Below are 18604 nucleotides of genomic sequence, written 5' to 3' on the forward strand. Positions count from 1 at the left end.
GTAGCTTTGGTAACCTGTCCTTGCCATTTGGTTTTACGGGAAAAAACCGACCATTGTTGTGATGTAAAGGGGAAAGATTCATAAAGGGGGACTTCGCTTGAAAAGGTATCGACTAATCGTTCGAGGCATGACGTGTACGGGATGCGAAGAACATATTGCCACCGCATTAGAGAACATAGGAGCAGTCAATATTGACGCAAGTTACCGACACGGGGAGGCAACATTTGAACTTCCAGATGACGTTGATGTAAGAAAAGCACAAGAAGCGATTCGTGAAGCAAAGTATCAGCCTGGAGAAGTACAAGAAATCCAGCCGCCGCGAAATGGGGTTGCAGGGGATGAAGGCGAATACGATTACCTGATTATTGGGTCAGGAGGGGCGGCTTTTGCTTCGGCGATTAAAGCGGTCGAATATGGTGCAAAAGTCGCCATGATTGAACGCGGAACCGTTGGCGGAACCTGTGTCAATATTGGCTGTGTCCCATCGAAAACACTTTTGAGGGCGGGGGAAATTCATCACCTGGCAAAGACCAATCCTTTTATCGGGATACATACATCTGCTGGTGATGTGGATTTGGCTTCGTTAATCAAGCACAAAAATGAACTTGTCAGCCAACTTCGTGAGCAAAAATATGTAGATCTCATTGATGACTATGGTTTTGACTTCATTCGTGGCGAGGCAAAGTTTATCGATGAGAAAACCGTAGAGGTCGGTGGTCGCCGACTAACCGCAAAACGCTTTCTGATTGCTACAGGAGCATCTCCTGACATACCTGATATTCCAGGGTTAAAGGATGTTGACTATGTAACAAGCACCACATTGCTTGAACGAAAGAGGCTTCCGAAGCGTCTTGTCGTGATTGGTGCAGGTTTTGTTGGACTGGAATTAGGAACGCTTTTTAACAACTTGGGAACGGAAGTAACCATTCTCCAAAGAGGAGATACCTTTTTACGCAAGTATGATCTCGAAATTGCAGATGTGGTCAAACAAGCATTAACAGAACAAGGCATCAACCTTGTGACAGGAGCGACATACGAACGTATTGAACAACATGGAGACATCAAACAAGTTTATGTTACGGTAAACGGAAAACAAAAGGTGATTGAAGCTGATGAATTACTTATTGCAACGGGGCGAAAGCCAAATACCGAAGCTCTCCATCTTGAAGCGGCTGGTATTCAGGTGGGTTCTCGTGGTGAAATTGTCGTTGATGAATATTTGCGTACAAGCCATCCAAGCGTTTATGCCGCAGGAGATGTTACGTTAGGTCCACAATTTGTTTATGTCGCCGCTTATGAAGGCGGGATTGCGGCAGATAACGCCATCGGAGGAGCTAACCGAAAGGCAAACCTTGAAGCTGTTCCAGGTGTAACCTTTACAAATCCTTCGATTGCAACCGTAGGTCTTACCGAAAAACAGGCAAAAGAAAAAGGGTTGGAGGTAAGAACATCGGTTCTGCCTTTAAGTGCTGTGCCAAGAGCCATCGTAAATCGGGAAACCACGGGTATTTTTAAACTGGTTGCTGATGCCAATACCTTTAAAGTTTTAGGGGTTCATGTGGTTGCTGAAAATGCTGGTGAAGTCATTTACGCAGGCACATTGGCCGTGAAATTTGGATTAACCATTGAAGATTTAAGAGACAGTCTTGCCCCGTATTTGACCATGGCGGAAGGGTTAAAATTGGCGGCGTTAACTTTTGATAAAGACGTATCTAAATTATCCTGCTGTGCAGGGTAAACTTTATAGAACCATATTAAGCGTGAATGTACAGGAGAAGTGATGCGTTGTGTTTAATAGGGTTTGTTTGATGAGAGAAATGTTAATGACAATGTGTGCAAGATTAGCGAAATAGATTCATGGGGCGGAGTGTAAGCTTCCGCCTCATTTTTGTTTTCTGCCTCCACAAGTCTACTTGCTAACAATGGTTTTCACTGATCTTTCCAGTCCAGCAATAGATCCAGCAAGTTCAGGACGATTTTCTGATCTTTGATGTTTCGTGTTTGTAAGCGGGTGATGATTTGGGATAGTGTGTATTCTTGAGAATCTGGATTAGGGTGGATCGACCGAAAGAGGTCTTCTAATGAAATCTCCAGAGCGTTGGCCACCTTTTCGATGCTTTCCAGTGTCGCATTTTTCTCGCCTCTTTCCAATTGTCCAATGTATGTAGTGTGGAGATTGGCTATATCTGCTAATTCTTCTTGGCTCAATCCCTTTTCTTTACGGAAATTTCGAATCCGCTCTCCGATAACTTTTGGCAAATCACTCATTTAACCACCTCTTATGTAACTTTAGCTTTAATCTTTAAGCTTCCCCAAGAGACAATAGATATTCAAAATCATTAATGATATACTATAAGTATTATTTTTCAAGAAGTGACGAGATGTTGTCTTATGTGCAAACCATGTTGAAACAATCGAATCTCGTTATGTTATAGAAATAAATACCCATGTTACTTGTTCTGAAGACCTAGAAAATGATGGGTGGTTTAAGGGAGAAGATAGGGAGTTTTTTAATGTATATCCTTCCACCATAGTTCATCCTTCTTTTCCTGATTTTTTGGGAAAACTCAAGAGTATTCGCTTCTCTAATCGAAACATTGTGTTTGAAATCAACGAAGCAGAAAAAATATCGGACATGGGTTTGTTCAAAAGAGCGGTTCATTATTTGAAAGATAAAGGGTATGCCATTGCACTGGATGATTACGGAAAGGGGGCTGGAATTATGAAAATTTGTCGAATACTTCCATTTAAGGCGAAAGCTACAATCACTGGACAAAAGGAAAAAATACGAATGATGAACCGAAAGCTGATGTATGTATTTATCCTGGCGTCTTTAGCAATGGTGGTAGTTGTTAATTATTATTCGCCTTTAGAATCACTATGGATGCTTCTCTTGATACCTGCTATTGCAACAGTGGTCTTATTCCCAACGTGGAAAGCAACAATCACTGTTGGATTGTCAGGCTTCATTCTTATGGTTATTACGGAATTTGTGTTTCGTCAGGAACAAATTCAATATCAGGATGGGATTCATCTAATTATTACAGGAGCAGTGGAATGGGTCGTATTCACAATGATTTCTTCTTTTCGAATCAAGGTTGCAAGGTTAATAACGGAATTAGAACATCTTGCTTTGACTGACCCGCTCACTAAAATCTATAACCGCAGATACCTGGATTTGTATATGGAAAAAGCCATTCCTTTATCTCAAAGAAGAGAACATCCGATGACACTGATCATGTTTGATATTGACCATTTCAAAACCATCAACGATACATATAGTCACAACGCTGGGGATATGGTCTTGAAAAAAGTAACCAGAGTTATAGAGGGGATCATTCGTGATTCTGATGTATTCGTTAGAACAGGAGGAGAAGAATTTATGATTGTTTTGCCGAATGGTTCTTTAGAACAAGGAATTAAATTTGCTGAACGAATCCGAAAGACAGTGGAAGGAACCAAGTTTGTTTATAAAGGGAAACGGATATTGGTCACCATAAGTTTAGGGATAACAGAATATATCAAAGGGCAAGATCTGAGCCAGTTTATTGAGAAAGCAGATCAAGGATTGTATCGGGCAAAAGAAACGGGACGTAACAGAATTGTTGCTATATAACCATTAATATGTCATAAGTAAATGGAAGTGTAAGTTATGCTTGCCAGCATACACCAAGATTATATTTTAAACAGCACGACGAAAGGGATTTGTATATGTGATTGGAACGGTAGAGTTTTAGTGATGAACGATGTATTTTATGAAATGTTTAAAATTTCAGAGAAAAAAATCAAAGGGTCTAAGCTGTATCTTTCCCCGCACATACCAAGCTCATCTCGATTTGAAGTATATAGAATGTTTCGGGAGATACAAATGGCAAAAATAAAGAGGAAATATGAGAAGGGGCAAGGGTTTGAGCGTGGTTTTGGTTTCACCAAAGTTTATTATGATTCAACTATTGAACCTGTTTTTGGTCAAATCAAATATAATCATGGCTTTGATCGATTTATGTTAAGAGGCCTTTCCAAAACAACGGTGGAATGGAGTCTTATTTGAGTCGGCCCCATTCCAGTATTGATTTTATTTTTTGCCAGGTACGCTTAAAATAATTAATCTTGTTTCTTCATTTCAATGATCAAAAAATGTGAAGTTTTTTTGCCTTCACTAAAATATCTTCCTCTACAATTTCTAGTCCGTCCCGATCAGATAGTTCAACCGTATTAATCGTAGAAATCCCTTCTATTTGAACCAAATAGGCCTGTCTTCCTTTGTTTACTGGAAAGTTAATTTCTTTGCCTTGCTCTAATTCTATTGAGTAAATATTTGCATCCTGATTTATTTTGATTGGCGCATTTCCCTCTTTACTTGAAACCATATGAAGCCATTTATTTTTTCGATCATCCCAATTAAATTTATAGTCTCCATAGTTAGGTGCATAGCCTTGCTTATCAGGAAATATCCATATCTGCAAAAGTCTTAATATGTTTTTTCCGAAATTATGCTCACTATGATATACACCGGTCCCTGCACTCATGTATTGAACATGGCCACGACCTAACGTATTTTTATTACCCATATTATCTTCATGAGTAAGTTCTCCATCTACTACGTAGGATATGATCTCCATATCTCGATGAGGATGAAGATCAAATCCTGTATTAGGTTCAACTAAATCATCATTGATTACTCTTAAAACCCCAAAATTAATATTATCTGGATTGTAATACTCTGCAAAGGAAAAGTGGAATTTACTTTTTAGCCAGCCAAGATTGCTACTCCCCATATTTTCACTTTCTATTTTTCTGAACATGTTACACACCTTCTTTTGTTTATTTATAATGCATTTTTGAAATATACGAATATAATAACTTACTTTATGTAAGTAATATAATTTAAGTTACTTACTTTTGTCAAGTAAATATGACTTTCAGCATCTTTATAAACCTAGTATTACGATATACATGTAAGTAGTAATACGTAATACGCGATACTAGTAATACGATATAGAAGTACATCTACCTAATGACATTATGTGGTACATTATAGCTAAGGAACATATGATAAAGCAAAGAGGTTTACATTTCACTGAAAGGGAGAGTAAAAAGATGCGTAGTATCACCTACGGGGAAGTCTCCTTTGAAAGAATGTGCCAAATCATAAGCAACTATATTTCTAAGGATAAAGGTCAACAGTATAAAATTTCGGTTGGAACTGATTCACAAAATTTTGATTTGACAAAGACTGTGATTGTCGTTGCCGTGTGGAACGTTGGGAATGGTGGGATCTTTTTTTATGATATTAAAAGAGTACGTAAAATAACCAATATAAGGCAGAAAATATTTTATGAGACAAGTCTAAGCCTAGAAATGGCAAGTAAATTAGCCATGTATCTAGAACAAGAAGGTCACTTACATGATATTGGGATTCATGTGGATGCAGGAGAGGACGGCCCAACTTCAAAAATGATCCCCGAAATCGTTAGCTGGGTAAATGCTTGCGGTTTTCAATGTAAGACAAAACCGTATTCCTATGCAGCATCTTCGATCGCTAACAAACTTTCAAAAATAGAGCCATTATTATGATATCTAACATAATGAGTTGATTGAGAATAGGTTATTAAACTTATTTTCCGAATACTCTTAACTGTAGAAATATAAAGTAAAAGGTTGTAAATAATCCTAAAAATCTTTATAATAATACATGTTTTGTCAAAAGGATCAGTTCAAATTGTGGCCGCAATTTTCAAACAAATTAGAATCCTTTTGGAATTAACATTTTATATATAGGAGAGAAGGCAGAATGGCGAAAAGCGACAGCAGTACAAAGGAATTTAAACCTTTTATTTCTGCAGATAGAGTATTACCTGAGTTTACCAAAACTTCATTTATTCTAGGTATTTTATTGGCTGTTATATTTGGGGCTGCAAATGCTTATCTAGGTCTAAAAGTCGGAATGACAATTAGTGCATCAATTCCTGCAGCTGTTATTTCTATGGGTATTATTCGTGGATTATTCAAAAAAGAATCTATTTTAGAAAACAACTTGGTACAAACGATTGGTTCTGCAGGAGAATCGGTTGCAGCTGGGGCAATCTTTACATTACCTGCCCTTTACATTTGGTCTACCGAGTGGAATATGGGGGCTCCAAGTTTATTTACAATTACGGTTATCGCCATTATTGGGGGAACATTAGGTGTTCTATTTATGATTCCGTTAAGAAAGGCGCTAATCGTAAAAGAACATGGTATTTTACCATATCCAGAGGGTACTGCATGTGCCGAAGTATTGTTAGCAGGTGAAGAAGGTGGCCAAAAAGCGAAGACAACCTTCTTAGGTTTAGGTATTGGAGCGATCTACAAATTTATTGCTGATGGGTTCAAGCTATTCCCTAGTGAAATCGAAACAGCCATTCCTGGTTATAAGGGAGCTGCTATTGGTGCCGATGTTCTACCAGCGCTTTTAGGTGTAGGCTTTATCATTGGGCCTCAGATCTCTGCATATATGTTAGCAGGTGCAGTAATTGGTTGGTTTGGACTTATTCCTTTAATCGACTATATTGGTAATATGGGTGAAATTATTATGTACCCAGCAACTGTTCCAATTAGTGAATTAGGATATTGGGGAATTTGGGATAGCTATATCCGTTATGTGGGTGCTGGAGCCGTTGCATTTGGTGGTATTTTTAGCTTAATTAAATCACTTCCATTGATCATTCAAACCTTTAAGGATGCGATGAAAGACTATTCTGGTGGTGTGGGTGAGCAAACGAATAAAAGAACAGATCAAGACCTTTCCTTGAAACTTGTTTTAATCGCGGTACTTGTAATTGTCCTTGCGATGATGATGTTACCCATCATTCCTGTAGGTTTTGTTGGAGCATTATTAATTGCGATTTTTGGTTTCTTCTTTGCAACAGTATCTTCAAGAATCGTTGGTCTTGTAGGGAGTTCATCTAACCCTGTTTCTGGTATGACCATTGCTACTCTAATCATCACAGCGATCATCTTTAAAGCAACAGGTAATGATGGACAAGCAGGCATGATTGCAACCTTAACTGTGGGTTCGATAATAGCAATTATCGCAGCGATTTCAGGAGATACTTCTCAAGACTTAAAAACAGGTTTTCTTGTTGGGGCAACACCAAAGAAACAGCAAATTGGCGAAATTGTTGGTGTAGTTGCTTCTGCATTAGTGATTGGGTTAGTTCTAACTTTACTAAATGAAGCATGGGGATTTGGTTCTAATGAACTACCTGCGCCTCAGGCAACCTTGATGAGATTAGTTATTGAAGGTGTAATGGGTGGTAACTTACCATGGACATTGATTTTTGTAGGAATTGGAGTCGGGGTGGCCATTGAATTATTAGGTTTACCTGTATTACCAATTGCGATTGGTTTATATTTGCCAATCCACTTAAGTACACCAATTATGGTGGGTGGAATTGTTCGAGGAATCTTAAATAGAAAACTAAACAAAAATGGTGATGAAGATCAAAAAGTGAGCCAAAAAATCGACTCTGGTATTCTATTTGCTTCAGGATTAATTGCTGGAGAAGGTCTAATTGGGATCTTGTTAGCCGTATTTGCAGTTCTTGGTGTAGACCTTGTCCTTGGTATTGATTTAGGGCAAATCGGTTCCTTGATTTTCTTTGGAATATTAACTTATTTGTTAATGAAATTCTCCGTATTTAAAAAGGTAGATTAACCAAGCTAGAAAAAGAGGATATTTTCTATCCTCTTTTTCACTTTTGTGAACAATTTTAATAGCAAAGAAAGGATATTAGAGGTAAAATAATGGCGAATAAAATTTCAAAAAAGGATAATTTTTTAGAATTGATTCCTCTAAAAACAAATAAATATCAATCGATCATGACTGAAAAGGGAATCATTCAGATTATTATTCCCAGAAACAGTATGTTAGATCGAATCGTTAGAGTCTTTAAGAAAACACCTAAATTAATGAGAATAGATTTAGATACATATGGAACTTATATTTGGAATTTAATTGATGGGAAAAGAAATGTTAGTGAAATCGGAAGGCTATTGAAATTAGAGTTTGGAGAAGAGATTGAGCCTCTCTATGAAAGGCTAATTACATATATCAATGTTTTAAGGAATAATCAATTTATCACGCTTAAGAAGAATGAAAAAACTGAGAACATGTATGATAATCATTAGAAAGGGGCTAAATATATGAACAATCGTTTAGAAGGCCTTCAACCAGAATCCGTATTTAAACATTTTGAAGCGATTAGTAGAATTCCTAGAGAGTCAGGAAATGAGAAACAAATTAGTGATTATTTGGTCCAATTCGGGAAAAACCTTGGGCTTGAGGTTATTCAAGAGGAATCTGGAAATTTAATTATCAAAAAACCGGGAACAAAAGGCTATGAACAGTCTCCTACTGTAATCCTTCAAGGCCACATGGATATGGTCTGTGTTAAAAAAGAAGATTATCCTTTTGATTTTTCGAAAGATCCGATACCTTTAGTCGTCGAGGGTGACTTGGTCAAAACAGAGGGAACGACACTGGGGGCAGATAACGGAATTGCAGTAGCTATGATGATGGCCATTTTAGAATCAAAGGAATTAGAACACCCGCCAATTGAATGTTTGTTTACTGTAGCAGAAGAAACCGGGATGGATGGAGTACTCAATCTTCAACCTGAACACTTGACCGGAAAGATTCTGATCAATATTGATTCTGAAGAAGAGGGTATTATGCTTGCTTCTTGCGCTGGTGGGGTGAGAAATGTTGTTTCGATTCCAATTGAGTGGACAGAGGTCGATTTAGAGAAACAAGCTTATACTCTAACGATTAAGGGACTACGTGGTGGACATTCAGGCATTGAAATTGATAAAAATCGAGCTAGTGCGATTAAGTTATTAGGTAGAGTATTGAGGGGTATCGAAAAATCTATAGAGCTTGATATTGCAGCAGTAAGTGGTGGAGAAAAAATGAACGCCATCCCTAAAATGGCTTCTGCCACAATTTTGCTTGATGAAGCGTATATTAAAGAATTAGAAAAAATCGTTGATCAATATCAAAACTTTTTCCAAAAGGAATTTGAGGCATCAGATCCTAATATTCAGGTTCAATTGAATCAAGTAGAACAAGTGAAACAGGTATTCCAAGATAAAACTAAAAAGCACCTCATTCATGCTCTCCGTTTAATTCCTGCAGGAGTACAAACGATGAGTGCAAATATTAAAGGTTTAGTGGAAAGTTCCAATAATATAGGAACACTGGAAACAAAAGAAGAAGAAATCATTTTAAGTAGTGCAGTAAGAAGTTCGGTGAAATCCTTAAAAGATGAGATCAATGACCGAATTGCAAGTATTTGCGATTTGATTGGTGCGAAGATGGAGTTATTCTCTGATTATCCTGCATGGGAATATGAACCGAATTCAAGGATTAGAGATATCATGAATGAGGTATATAAAGAATTGAATCATACTGAAATGAAAGTGGATGCGATTCATGCAGGACTAGAGTGTGGATTCTTACAGGAAAAGCTTGGTAAAATCGATATGGTATCGATTGGACCAAATATCTATCATGCTCATACCCCTGAAGAATCTTTAAGCATTTCTTCTACCCAAAGGGTTTATGAGTTCTTAACTGAGGTATTAAAGAACATAAAATAAACAATATCCAAAAAATGGGGGATCTTTTATGTCAAATGTGGTTGAACGCTTTTTAAAGTATGTGAAGTATGATACTCGTTCAGATGATGAATCTAATACTGTCCCAACTACACCAGGGCAAATGGTATTAGCTAAAGCGATTGCAGAAGAACTAAAAGAGATTGGTTTAGAAGAGGTCACCCTCAATGAAAAAGGCTATATTTATGCAACTTTACCTGCAAATATAGATAGAGAGGTGCCAACGATCGGTTTTATTGCCCACATGGATACAAGCCCAGATATGACAGGTACCAATGTCAATCCAAAGATTGTGGAAAATTATGATGGGGAAGACATTGTTTTAAATGAAGAAAAAAATATTATTTTATCAGTAAAACAATTTCCTGAACTGAAAAATTACATAGGAAAAACATTGATCACAACAGATGGGACAACGCTTTTAGGAGCAGACGATAAGGCAGGTGTGGCCGAAATTATCACTGCTGTAGAATATCTCAAGAATCATCCGGAAATTCCCCATGGCAAAATCCGAATTGGTTTTACCCCTGATGAAGAAGTAGGAAGAGGGGCAGATCATTTTGATGTCAAATTTTTTGGTGCAGATTTTGCCTATACGATGGATGGTGGTCCTATAGGTGAACTAGAATATGAAAACTTTAATGCTGCAGGGGCCAAGATTATCATAAAAGGACGAAATGTCCATCCAGGGACAGCAAAAGATAAAATGATCAACTCGATTTTAATTGCAAATGAATATATCGCTTTATTACCTAAAGAAGAAACCCCTGCCCATACAGAAGGATATGAAGGATTTTATCATCTAAACAATATAAAAGGTGACGTAGAGACAACGATCCTTTCTTACATTATCCGTGACTTTGATAAAGCAACTTTTGAAAAAAGAAAAGAAACCATGCAAGAATTTGCCCAACAGCTTAACCAAAAATATGGAGAAGGCACAGTAACGGCTGAAATCAAAGATCAATACTATAACATGAAAGAAAAGGTTGAACCTGTAAAACATATTGTTGACACAGCGTTTAAGGCAATGGAAGAAGTAGGTGTCACACCGATCGTCAAGCCGATTCGTGGTGGAACAGATGGAGCAAGACTCTCTTACATGGGCTTGCCGACCCCAAATATTTTTGGAGGTGGTCATAACTTCCATGGAAGATATGAATTCATCCCTACTTATGCAATGGAGAAAGCAGTGGATGTGATTTTAAAAATTGTAGAGCTTTACACAAAAAGATAATATACGCAAAATTTAACTATCCATCTATATGAGGATTTTGTCGAAAGAAGATGTTTTAAGGAAGAACCTTAATTTCTTTGCCGAATCAAAACTAGTTTTGTCAACCGTGCAGGTGCTTAAAGAGAAATGAAGAATAGTAATAGCAAAGGAAGGAATGGAGGAATTAAGGTGGAGCATTTAATAAAAGAAGATCATGCAAATTTAAATCATCTCTTTCGCAAGATGGATGAGCTAGAACGGAAATTAGAACAAAAGGCAGACCGAGTAGTTTCAGTTCAAGTATTACATCATCGAAATGAAATTGATGAATTGATAGAAAAAATCAATACATTAGAACAAAAGCTTGAATCCTTAAAAGGATTGATGACAACGATTGAAAAGAGTGAAACAGAAGCGGAAATAAAGGAGATAGACAAATCTAGAGTAAAGAAGAGCTGGCTTGTAAGCATGCTTAGTATGTTTGGCATGTAAAAGAAATGTGGAAAACGCCCCCGAACCGGAGTCAAGATGAAGGGATGAAAGATATGACAAACACTCAATCTCTTACAAAAAGTAGGCGATTTCAGATTCTTAGCGCCGTTGCGATTGGTACCTTTATGGGACCACTAGATTCAAGCGTGGTCAATATAGCCTTACCTAACATTCGAGAATATTTTCAGACGTCTCTTGGTACGGTCGAATGGGTGGTCATGTCTTATTTGTTGGTGATTAGTAGCCTCTTACTGACTTATGGCCGGTTAGGGGATATGTTTGGGCATAAGAAAATCTATATGATTGGCTTCATTTTATTTACGATTGGTTCACTCCTTAGTGCAATCTCTCCATCGATTTTGGCCTTGATCCTTTTTCGAGCTTTTCAAGCGATTGGAGCAGGGATGATGATGGCGATGGGGCCTGCGATCGTAACAGATATTGCACCTCCAAAAGAACGGGGGAAATTTATGGGAATCATTGCGATCTCTGTTTCCATTGCATTAACGACAGGACCTGTTTTAGGGGGCTTTTTAACTACTCATTTTGGCTGGCAAAGTATCTTTTATATCAATTTACCGATCGGAATCATTGGCTATTGGTGGGCAAAAAAAGTGATACCAGAATCAAATCACTCTGGTGAACAGCATTTTGATATTAAAGGAGCAGTCGTACTCTTCTTATCTTTAACCAGTCTCTTATTCTCTTTAAGTTATACGGAGAAGGTCGGATGGAGTAATCCATACATTATAGGTTTATTGGTTGCTGGGCTATTCCTTTTAGTACTTTTTATCTACATAGAAAAAAGAGTAGATCATCCTATGGTCGATCTTTCGATTTTTAATAATCGGTTATTTTCCATGGGGAACTTATCTTCATTATTAAGCTTTGTTGCCCAGTTTTCTGTCATTCTTCTCATGCCTTTTTACTTGCAGCAATTATTAAAGCTACAACCTTCTGAAGCAGGCTTGTTGTTTATTCCCATGCCATTAACCATGTTGTTGGTTGCACCGATTAGTGGTGTCATTTCTGATCGAATCGATTCTCGTTATATTAGCTCATTTGGAATGGTGATTACAGCATTGGGGATGTGGCAATTAAGTTTGTTACATATAGAGTCAACACGTTTGTCCATGATCTTAGGAATGATTACAGTTGGTTTAGGCATAGGAATGTTCCAGACGCCAAATAATAGTGCTGTAATGGGAAGTGTTCCCAAAAATAGATTGGGTATTGCTTCAAGTATGTTGGCTACGATGCGTAATATGGGGATGGTGTTAGGAGTAGCTATTTCTGGAGCCATTTTTACTAGTCAGCAAAATCATCTTACAAACGTATTATCTGCAAAAGGTCTAACAGGAGCTGAATTAAAAATAGAGGCCTTTACAGGAGCCTTTCACCTTACTTTTCTTGTAGCAGCTCTATTAGCAGTCATTGCGGTATTCACTTCTTTGGTACGTGGACCATTACACAAAAAATAGGTTGGCCTAAAACCAACCTTTATGTTTAAACCAGAAATACATGCTTAACGCAATGATGCCCATGAATCCTAAGGTAATAAAATAACCATAATGCCAGTTTAATTCAGGCATATATTTAAAATTCATTCCATAGACTCCTGCAATAAATGTAAGAGGCATAAAGATCGTTGTGATGACGGTAAGAGTCATCATGATCGTATTCATTCGGTTTGAACTTAAGGAAAGATAACTATCGCGAATATCTGAGGTAACCTCTCGATTTGATTCAATCATCTCGGTCAATTTTAGAAGATGATCATAGATGTCGGTAAAATAAATATGTTGTTCTTTTACGATTTCAAGGCGTTCAGAGTTGATGATTCGATAAAGGAGATCTCGCATCGGGAAAATCGTATGACGAATGGTTAGTAATTGGCTTCTTAAATCGAAAACTTCATCCATTAACATATGAATCGGTCTTATGCTATTATCGATTTCATTGATTCGATCTTCAATTTTATAGATGGTTGGAAAATAATAATCTACAATTTTATCAATAATTCGGTACATGATATGAAAAGGACCTTTTTCTAAAGAAAGTGGATCAGAAATCAATTCTTGACGAACCAGTTCAATTTCACTGGATTGGAACAACTGAAAAGAGACAATAAATTGACTACTTACAAATAGGTCTACTTCTTCAGCTAGTAAAGTATCTTGATTAAGAGAATGAAGCACAAAAAAGTTATAACCATCGTAATAATCAAGTTTGGGCCTTTGTAAGAATTGCAAACAATCCTCAATCGCTAAGGGATGAAAATGAAAATAGCTTTCCAGTAACTTTTTTTCCTCTTCTGTGGGGGATTCAAAGTCTACCCAGTACCAGTCAATTTGGGAGGTTTTTAACTCCTCAAGTGGCAATCCTTCGATTAGTTGACGATTTTTTGTCACAGCAATGGTTCGAATCATGATTGGGCTGCTCCTTTTAGTTTTTACTTTTATTTTTGAATTTAATATACCATTTTTTCCAGCTTACACAAAATGCTCGGTTTAATCCGGGCATATTTTAATTAGAAAGTTTAATTTTCTTTTCTTAAAAAGATGAACTTTTTTAATTGAATAAAAGTCTTTTTTAATAAAACGATAAAAGAGAGATATATATTCTTTTCTTCTAGGGTACCAGGTAATGAATTGGGGTTGATATCGTTTGGAGCAAGATCTTTATCAAATCATACGGGATGCAAAGCGAGGGAAAAAAGAAGCATTTGAACAACTTGTTTCGAGATTTAAGGGCCAAGTCATAAGACAAGCCTATGCAATGCTAGGTGACCAGATGGAAGCAGAAGACGTTGCACAGGAAGCCTTCCTTAAAGCTTATTATGCATTTAATCAATTAGAGAGTGAATATGCTTTTTCTTCTTGGCTTGCACGAATTGTCGCGAATTTATGTTATGACCGGATGCAGAAGAAAAAGAGGGAAAAAGAGCTCTTTCAAGAGGGAATGGAGAATCGAGCAAATCAACAAATAAACAGAAATAACAATATTGAAGGAATCGATCTGAAAATGACAATTCAAGATGCGATGCAGCAACTTTCATTAGAGCATCGGGCAGTCTTAATTTATAGAGATATTCAAGGTTTTTCCTATGATGAAATTGCAGAGATCATGAAGATTCCTGAGGGAACAGTTAAATCTCGTATTCATATTGCACGGAACGCCTTGAAAAAGGCACTAACGAGTCAAGAGGAAGGGGTGTAAAAATGGAAAAACATCCAGATGAATTGCTTTCCGCTTATCTAGATCACGAGTTAACTTATGATGAACAGTTAGCTGTAGAGGATCATTTATCTACTTGTATTCATTGTCAAACATTATTAGAAGAATTGTCTTCGATAAAAAACAATTATTTAGCGCGTATCAGACATTGGAGATCCCAAATGATTTCGAGGAAAAGCTCATGTTAACGATTGAGAAAAGGGAAGTTGCAAAAATAGTGTCTGAGAAAAAATCTGGATAGGCATTGTTATTGGAATATTATTAGGATCAATGTTACTCATCCTATTGCCTTATACTTCATTTAGCTTTAATTTACTAACTTCGATTATTAAAGTACTATTTAGCGTGATTCAAACACTACCAACGATCTTTAGTTTCATTCCGTTCTTAGTTGAAGGATTCTTAGTATTTGCCACAATATTAGTAGCAATCTCTATATGGTCATTAAGAAAACTTTTACAAACAAAAGCGTTAGGATAAAGAAGGTGAACCAGATGAAAAATCAATGGAAAAGAAGATTCATCCTTTTTAGTTTAATTTTTATTTTTATTCTCAATATAAGCACACCTGTTTCTGCAGAGAATTTGTATTCGCAAAAGGATACGGTTATTCCAAAAGGACAAACCGTGGAAAATGTTTTCGTTTTAGGCGGGGATGCTACGATTTCGGGTACAGTTAAGGACGCGGTCGTGATCGTTAATGGTGATCTTAATATTAAGGGATCTGCTCGAATAGAGGGATTAGTCCTTGTCATTGGTGGGGAGATCAATCAAGAACAAGGGGCTCACATTTCAGAGCATGTACTTAATCTCTCGTTTAATTCAATGACAGCAAATAGTTTTCTACTTGGAGGAGCACTATTACTTGGAATTTGGTTCCTTCGCCTAATAACTAGTCTGTTACTTATTATCCTCTCTACCGCTACTGTCGCAATAGCCAAAGAACGATTACAGCCCTTTAAAGAGATGATAATAGAAAACCCATTACGACTCGTGACAGTAGGGATTGTTACAAGCTTATTGTTTTTAGCCTTAAGTGGTCTATTATCCATTACGATCGTCGGAATTCCAATTGTCCTTGTCTTATTAGTTGTTTTGTTTATTTTCTTATTGATTACTTTTTCATCTATTAGCTTGATCATTGGTGAGTGGTTACCTGGAAGTATCAACAGAGCACGATGGATGATAGCACTTGGTGGGGCCATCCTCGTTACAGCTGGAATCAATCTTCCGCTATTAGGATGGCTTTTATTTTTAGGCGTAATATGGATGACTTTTGGATTAATGACAATGTGGCTATGGCAGAAAAGAATGCAAAGAAAAGTGTGATTAGAAAATTTTTGAACACTTTATGAAATTCAATGATTTAAGGAGATATGTAAAATGTCGGGGAAACGCATTTTAATTTTATCTGAATCATTTGGTGCTGGTCATACAAGAGCTGCTGAGGCCATAAAAGAGGGAATATTATCCTATCATCCTGACTGGCAAATTCATGTTCTTGAACTTGGAACCTGGTTACGCCCTACACTAAGTCATTGGATAACAGGAATATACCTAAAAACATTACGTTTTTCTCCAAAAATATGGGGGATGATTTATCGAAGGGTACAAAATCGTACAGTGAAGCCCCAATTTGAATTCTTCTTACATCGAATGATCTATGCTCATATTTTGCAGTTGTTTCATGAATATAAGCCGGATTTGATCGTGACAACTCATCCTTTTCCTAGTGCTGTCGTCTCTAGATTAAAACGAATGGGCTTAAATATTCCCTTGCATACGGTGATAACCGATTATCATGTTCATGGATCATGGATCAATACGGGTGTAGATTATTACTATTTACCTAATCATGAAGCTAAACTACAAATGCAACAGCTTGGAGTATCAGAGAAGCGCCTTTATATTACAGGAATTCCTACCCACCCGAATTTTTGGAACAAAACGGATAAAAGAAAGATAAGAAAAAAATTAGGACTTTCTGATCGGCCAACACTATTATATATGGGAGGAGGACTAGGAATCGGTTTGTCTCCAGATATGCTAAGTACCATTCATCAATATCGGGATGAGATGCAAATATTGATTGTAACAGGAAGGAATCGTACTCTATATCGTTCTTTAAAACTTGATCCTTCATTTAATCATCCGCATATTCATATCTATCCTTTTGTAAAAAATATTGATGAGTTAATGGATGCAGCAGATTTGCTTCTTACTAAACCAGGGGGTGTGACCGTTGCAGAAGCGATGGCGAAGGGAGTACCAATGATTATGTTAAATCCAATACCAGGACAGGAAGAAGAAAACTATGAATACATTCTTCAGAATCAACTTGGTATTTCTGTAAAAGATATGGAAGAGCTGAATAACCTTCTTGAGCAATTTATTAAAGAGCCATACATGATCTCAAAATATTTTAAAAGTCTTTCAAAAACATATAATGGACGAAACGCAGTAGAACAAATCATCAAAAATGCCTAGTATTCGCTAGGCATTTTTTAAATGGTGTGCTCTGAATAAGAGGAAGTGTGACATTTACGACGAAAAGGAAGGGTTTCCCGCGAAAATATATGTATAGAACTGGAAATAGCCTTATATCTGAGCCAAAAAGCAAAATTTGTTACTTGAAAACTTAACTTATTTATTATACTGTTCTATTGTTACAGAAATATTACAATGAGATTACAAAAAGACAAAGGGAGAAACCAGGAGGGTTTTCATTGATTGTGAATATAGGATTGGCTATGGTTGTTTATTCGCCTTATTTAGCCTTTTTACCAATGATCTATCTCCTCTATTATTTAATACGCAAGGGGAAGTTGTCACTTAAAAATCCATGGAATATCGGAATAGCCCTTTTATTCTTTTGGTCATTCATTGTTGGGATCATCAATGAGAATGAAATGTCTACTCTAGCATCTCTTGTCATTTTAGGACTATTATTAGTAAGTGTCTACTTTCAAGATAAATATCAATCAGTCACTGATGTAGAACGACTATTTTTTTCAATCTTTTTGTTTTCTATTGGGTCTGCTTTGATGGGAATTTTGGAACATTTTAATATCATTACCTATTCCCCAACGTGGTGGAAATACTTACTTGGTACTCGTTCTATTGACGATATTACCGAAAGCTATAGAATATCTGGGACTTTTAACAATCCAAACTTAGCAGGGACTTGGTATGCGATCATGATCCTTTTTGGGGTTTATTTCTTTAAAAAGTCAGAGGGGATACATAAAGTTTGGTTTGCAGTTGGTACAGCGTTATTTGTCACTGTTTTAATGATGACAGGTTCAAGAGGAGCTGTAATTGGACTTTTCTTTGGCTTTGTTATTTATAGTTATTTTTCTGGTCATAAGAAAAAGATGCTTTTCTTAATGTTCACTTTATTATCAGGTATTACCTTGATGCTTAATTTTCCAGAGTGGTTCCCACGAGGGGAAATCCTATTTTCCTCTATTCGTGATCGACAAGCAATTTGGGAAAATGCATTATATATGTTTATGATGAAGCCAGTGACAGGGTGGGGTTTACTGGGAATTTATTATGCGGATAGTTCAATTTATCATTATTTAAGAGTCTTTCATGCCCATAACACCCTTCTAACTATAGCAACTACGCTTGGTGTTGTTGGCTTATCGATTTTTCTTTGGATGGAATGGTCATTATTACAAGAAATTCGCTTACTTTATCAAAAAAAATGTAGAATTACTCCATTACTAGGAGGAATTCAGGCGATTGTTTTAGGCCAAGGGTTATTTGATTTTACCATAATGAGTCCACAAGTGGCTCTCCTGTTTGTTGTCAGTTCAACCTTAATTGGGAGCTTAGCTTATTCTTATATTCCACAAACCATCCCAACCTATCCCCTTACTTTGCGTTATAAAAAGTCTTGGAAAAAAGCATAATTAGAACAAAAATGCACCCATATGATTGGGTGCATTCTAACCTAATTTTTCATTCAAAGAAATTCACGGACAACGGAGTGCGT

17 protein-coding genes and 3 pseudogenes are annotated in these 18604 nt (G+C 36.8%); 17 read left to right on the plus strand and 3 right to left on the minus strand.

Annotation, left to right across the window (positions count from 1 at the left end; translation table 11 throughout):
- Window positions 1-97 precede the first annotated feature (97 nt).
- The gene (merA, locus tag U473_RS13595) at window positions 98-1738 is read left to right on the plus strand and encodes a mercury(II) reductase (RefSeq protein ID WP_068727752.1); all 1641 of its coding nucleotides are present in this window, start codon (window positions 98-100) and stop codon (window positions 1736-1738) included.
- A 191-nt stretch (window positions 1739-1929) separates the two neighbouring features.
- Here merA and U473_RS13600 read toward each other — a convergent pair whose 3' ends face one another.
- Window positions 1930-2268 (minus strand): helix-turn-helix domain-containing protein, encoded by a 339-nt coding sequence (locus tag U473_RS13600; RefSeq protein ID WP_068727754.1) that lies wholly within the window; start codon window positions 2266-2268, stop codon window positions 1930-1932.
- A gap of 169 nt (window positions 2269-2437) precedes the next feature.
- Here U473_RS13600 and U473_RS15760 point away from each other — a divergent pair.
- The 4 genes and pseudogenes from U473_RS15760 to U473_RS15770 all read left to right on the plus strand — a co-directional run.
- Window positions 2438-2713 (plus strand): annotated as a pseudogene (locus U473_RS15760) (EAL domain-containing protein); the annotation flags it as partial.
- 9 nt (window positions 2714-2722) lie between these two features.
- Complete coding sequence (locus U473_RS13605) at window positions 2723-3616, plus strand: GGDEF domain-containing protein (protein WP_153012094.1); 894 nt, start codon at window positions 2723-2725, stop codon at window positions 3614-3616.
- A gap of 36 nt (window positions 3617-3652) precedes the next feature.
- A pseudogene (locus U473_RS15765) lies at window positions 3653-3856 on the plus strand (PAS domain-containing protein); the annotation flags it as partial.
- Between the two features lie 12 nt (window positions 3857-3868).
- The gene (locus U473_RS15770; protein WP_407701960.1) at window positions 3869-4051 is read left to right on the plus strand and encodes a transposase; all 183 of its coding nucleotides are present in this window, start codon (window positions 3869-3871) and stop codon (window positions 4049-4051) included.
- A 53-nt stretch (window positions 4052-4104) separates the two neighbouring features.
- Here the strand turns inward: U473_RS15770 and U473_RS13615 are convergent.
- Window positions 4105-4805: pseudogene (locus tag U473_RS13615) on the minus strand (pirin family protein).
- A 295-nt stretch (window positions 4806-5100) separates the two neighbouring features.
- Here U473_RS13615 and U473_RS13620 point away from each other — a divergent pair.
- The 7 genes from U473_RS13620 to U473_RS13650 all read left to right on the plus strand — a co-directional run bounded on the left by U473_RS13620 (window position 5101) and on the right by U473_RS13650 (window position 12849).
- Window positions 5101-5577 carry a ribonuclease H-like YkuK family protein gene (locus tag U473_RS13620; protein ID WP_068727760.1) on the plus strand — a complete coding sequence of 159 codons (477 nt, stop codon included), beginning with the start codon at window positions 5101-5103 and terminating at the stop codon, window positions 5575-5577.
- 217 nt (window positions 5578-5794) lie between these two features.
- Window positions 5795-7699, plus strand: coding sequence for an OPT family oligopeptide transporter (locus U473_RS13625; RefSeq protein ID WP_068727762.1), 1905 nt, complete (start codon window positions 5795-5797; stop codon window positions 7697-7699).
- Window positions 7700-7788: 89 nt separating this feature from the next.
- Window positions 7789-8172, plus strand: a complete 384-nt coding sequence (locus U473_RS13630) for a PqqD family protein (RefSeq protein WP_068727764.1) — start codon at window positions 7789-7791, stop codon at window positions 8170-8172.
- A 15-nt stretch (window positions 8173-8187) separates the two neighbouring features.
- Entirely contained in the window at window positions 8188-9642 is a 1455-nt protein-coding gene (locus tag U473_RS13635; RefSeq protein WP_068727766.1) for an aminoacyl-histidine dipeptidase, read from the plus strand.
- Between the two features lie 28 nt (window positions 9643-9670).
- Window positions 9671-10897, plus strand: a complete 1227-nt coding sequence (gene pepT / locus U473_RS13640) for a peptidase T (protein WP_068727768.1) — start codon at window positions 9671-9673, stop codon at window positions 10895-10897.
- Window positions 10898-11065: 168 nt separating this feature from the next.
- The gene (locus U473_RS13645) at window positions 11066-11368 is read left to right on the plus strand and encodes a DUF1515 family protein (protein WP_068727770.1); all 303 of its coding nucleotides are present in this window, start codon (window positions 11066-11068) and stop codon (window positions 11366-11368) included.
- 53 nt (window positions 11369-11421) lie between these two features.
- Entirely contained in the window at window positions 11422-12849 is a 1428-nt protein-coding gene (locus tag U473_RS13650) for an MFS transporter (RefSeq protein ID WP_068727772.1), read from the plus strand.
- A 6-nt stretch (window positions 12850-12855) separates the two neighbouring features.
- Here U473_RS13650 and corA read toward each other — a convergent pair whose 3' ends face one another.
- The gene (corA, locus tag U473_RS13655) at window positions 12856-13797 is read right to left on the minus strand and encodes a magnesium/cobalt transporter CorA (protein ID WP_068727774.1); all 942 of its coding nucleotides are present in this window, start codon (window positions 13795-13797) and stop codon (window positions 12856-12858) included.
- 238 nt (window positions 13798-14035) lie between these two features.
- Between corA and U473_RS13660 the strand changes: the two genes are divergently transcribed.
- The 5 genes from U473_RS13660 to U473_RS13680 all read left to right on the plus strand — a co-directional run bounded on the left by U473_RS13660 (window position 14036) and on the right by U473_RS13680 (window position 18521).
- Window positions 14036-14587 (plus strand): RNA polymerase sigma factor, encoded by a 552-nt coding sequence (locus tag U473_RS13660; RefSeq protein ID WP_068727776.1) that lies wholly within the window; start codon window positions 14036-14038, stop codon window positions 14585-14587.
- A 2-nt stretch (window positions 14588-14589) separates the two neighbouring features.
- Entirely contained in the window at window positions 14590-14793 is a 204-nt protein-coding gene (locus U473_RS13665) for an anti-sigma factor family protein (protein ID WP_068727778.1), read from the plus strand.
- A gap of 306 nt (window positions 14794-15099) precedes the next feature.
- Complete coding sequence (locus U473_RS13670) at window positions 15100-15933, plus strand: hypothetical protein (protein WP_068727780.1); 834 nt, start codon at window positions 15100-15102, stop codon at window positions 15931-15933.
- Window positions 15934-15987: 54 nt separating this feature from the next.
- The gene (locus U473_RS13675) at window positions 15988-17091 is read left to right on the plus strand and encodes an MGDG synthase family glycosyltransferase (RefSeq protein WP_068727781.1); all 1104 of its coding nucleotides are present in this window, start codon (window positions 15988-15990) and stop codon (window positions 17089-17091) included.
- Between the two features lie 245 nt (window positions 17092-17336).
- Window positions 17337-18521 (plus strand): O-antigen ligase family protein, encoded by a 1185-nt coding sequence (locus U473_RS13680; RefSeq protein WP_235589166.1) that lies wholly within the window; start codon window positions 17337-17339, stop codon window positions 18519-18521.
- Window positions 18522-18604 lie beyond the last annotated feature (83 nt).

The organism is Tepidibacillus decaturensis, assembly GCF_001561915.1.
GTDB classification, from domain to species: domain Bacteria; phylum Bacillota; class Bacilli; order Tepidibacillales; family Tepidibacillaceae; genus Tepidibacillus_B; species Tepidibacillus_B infernus.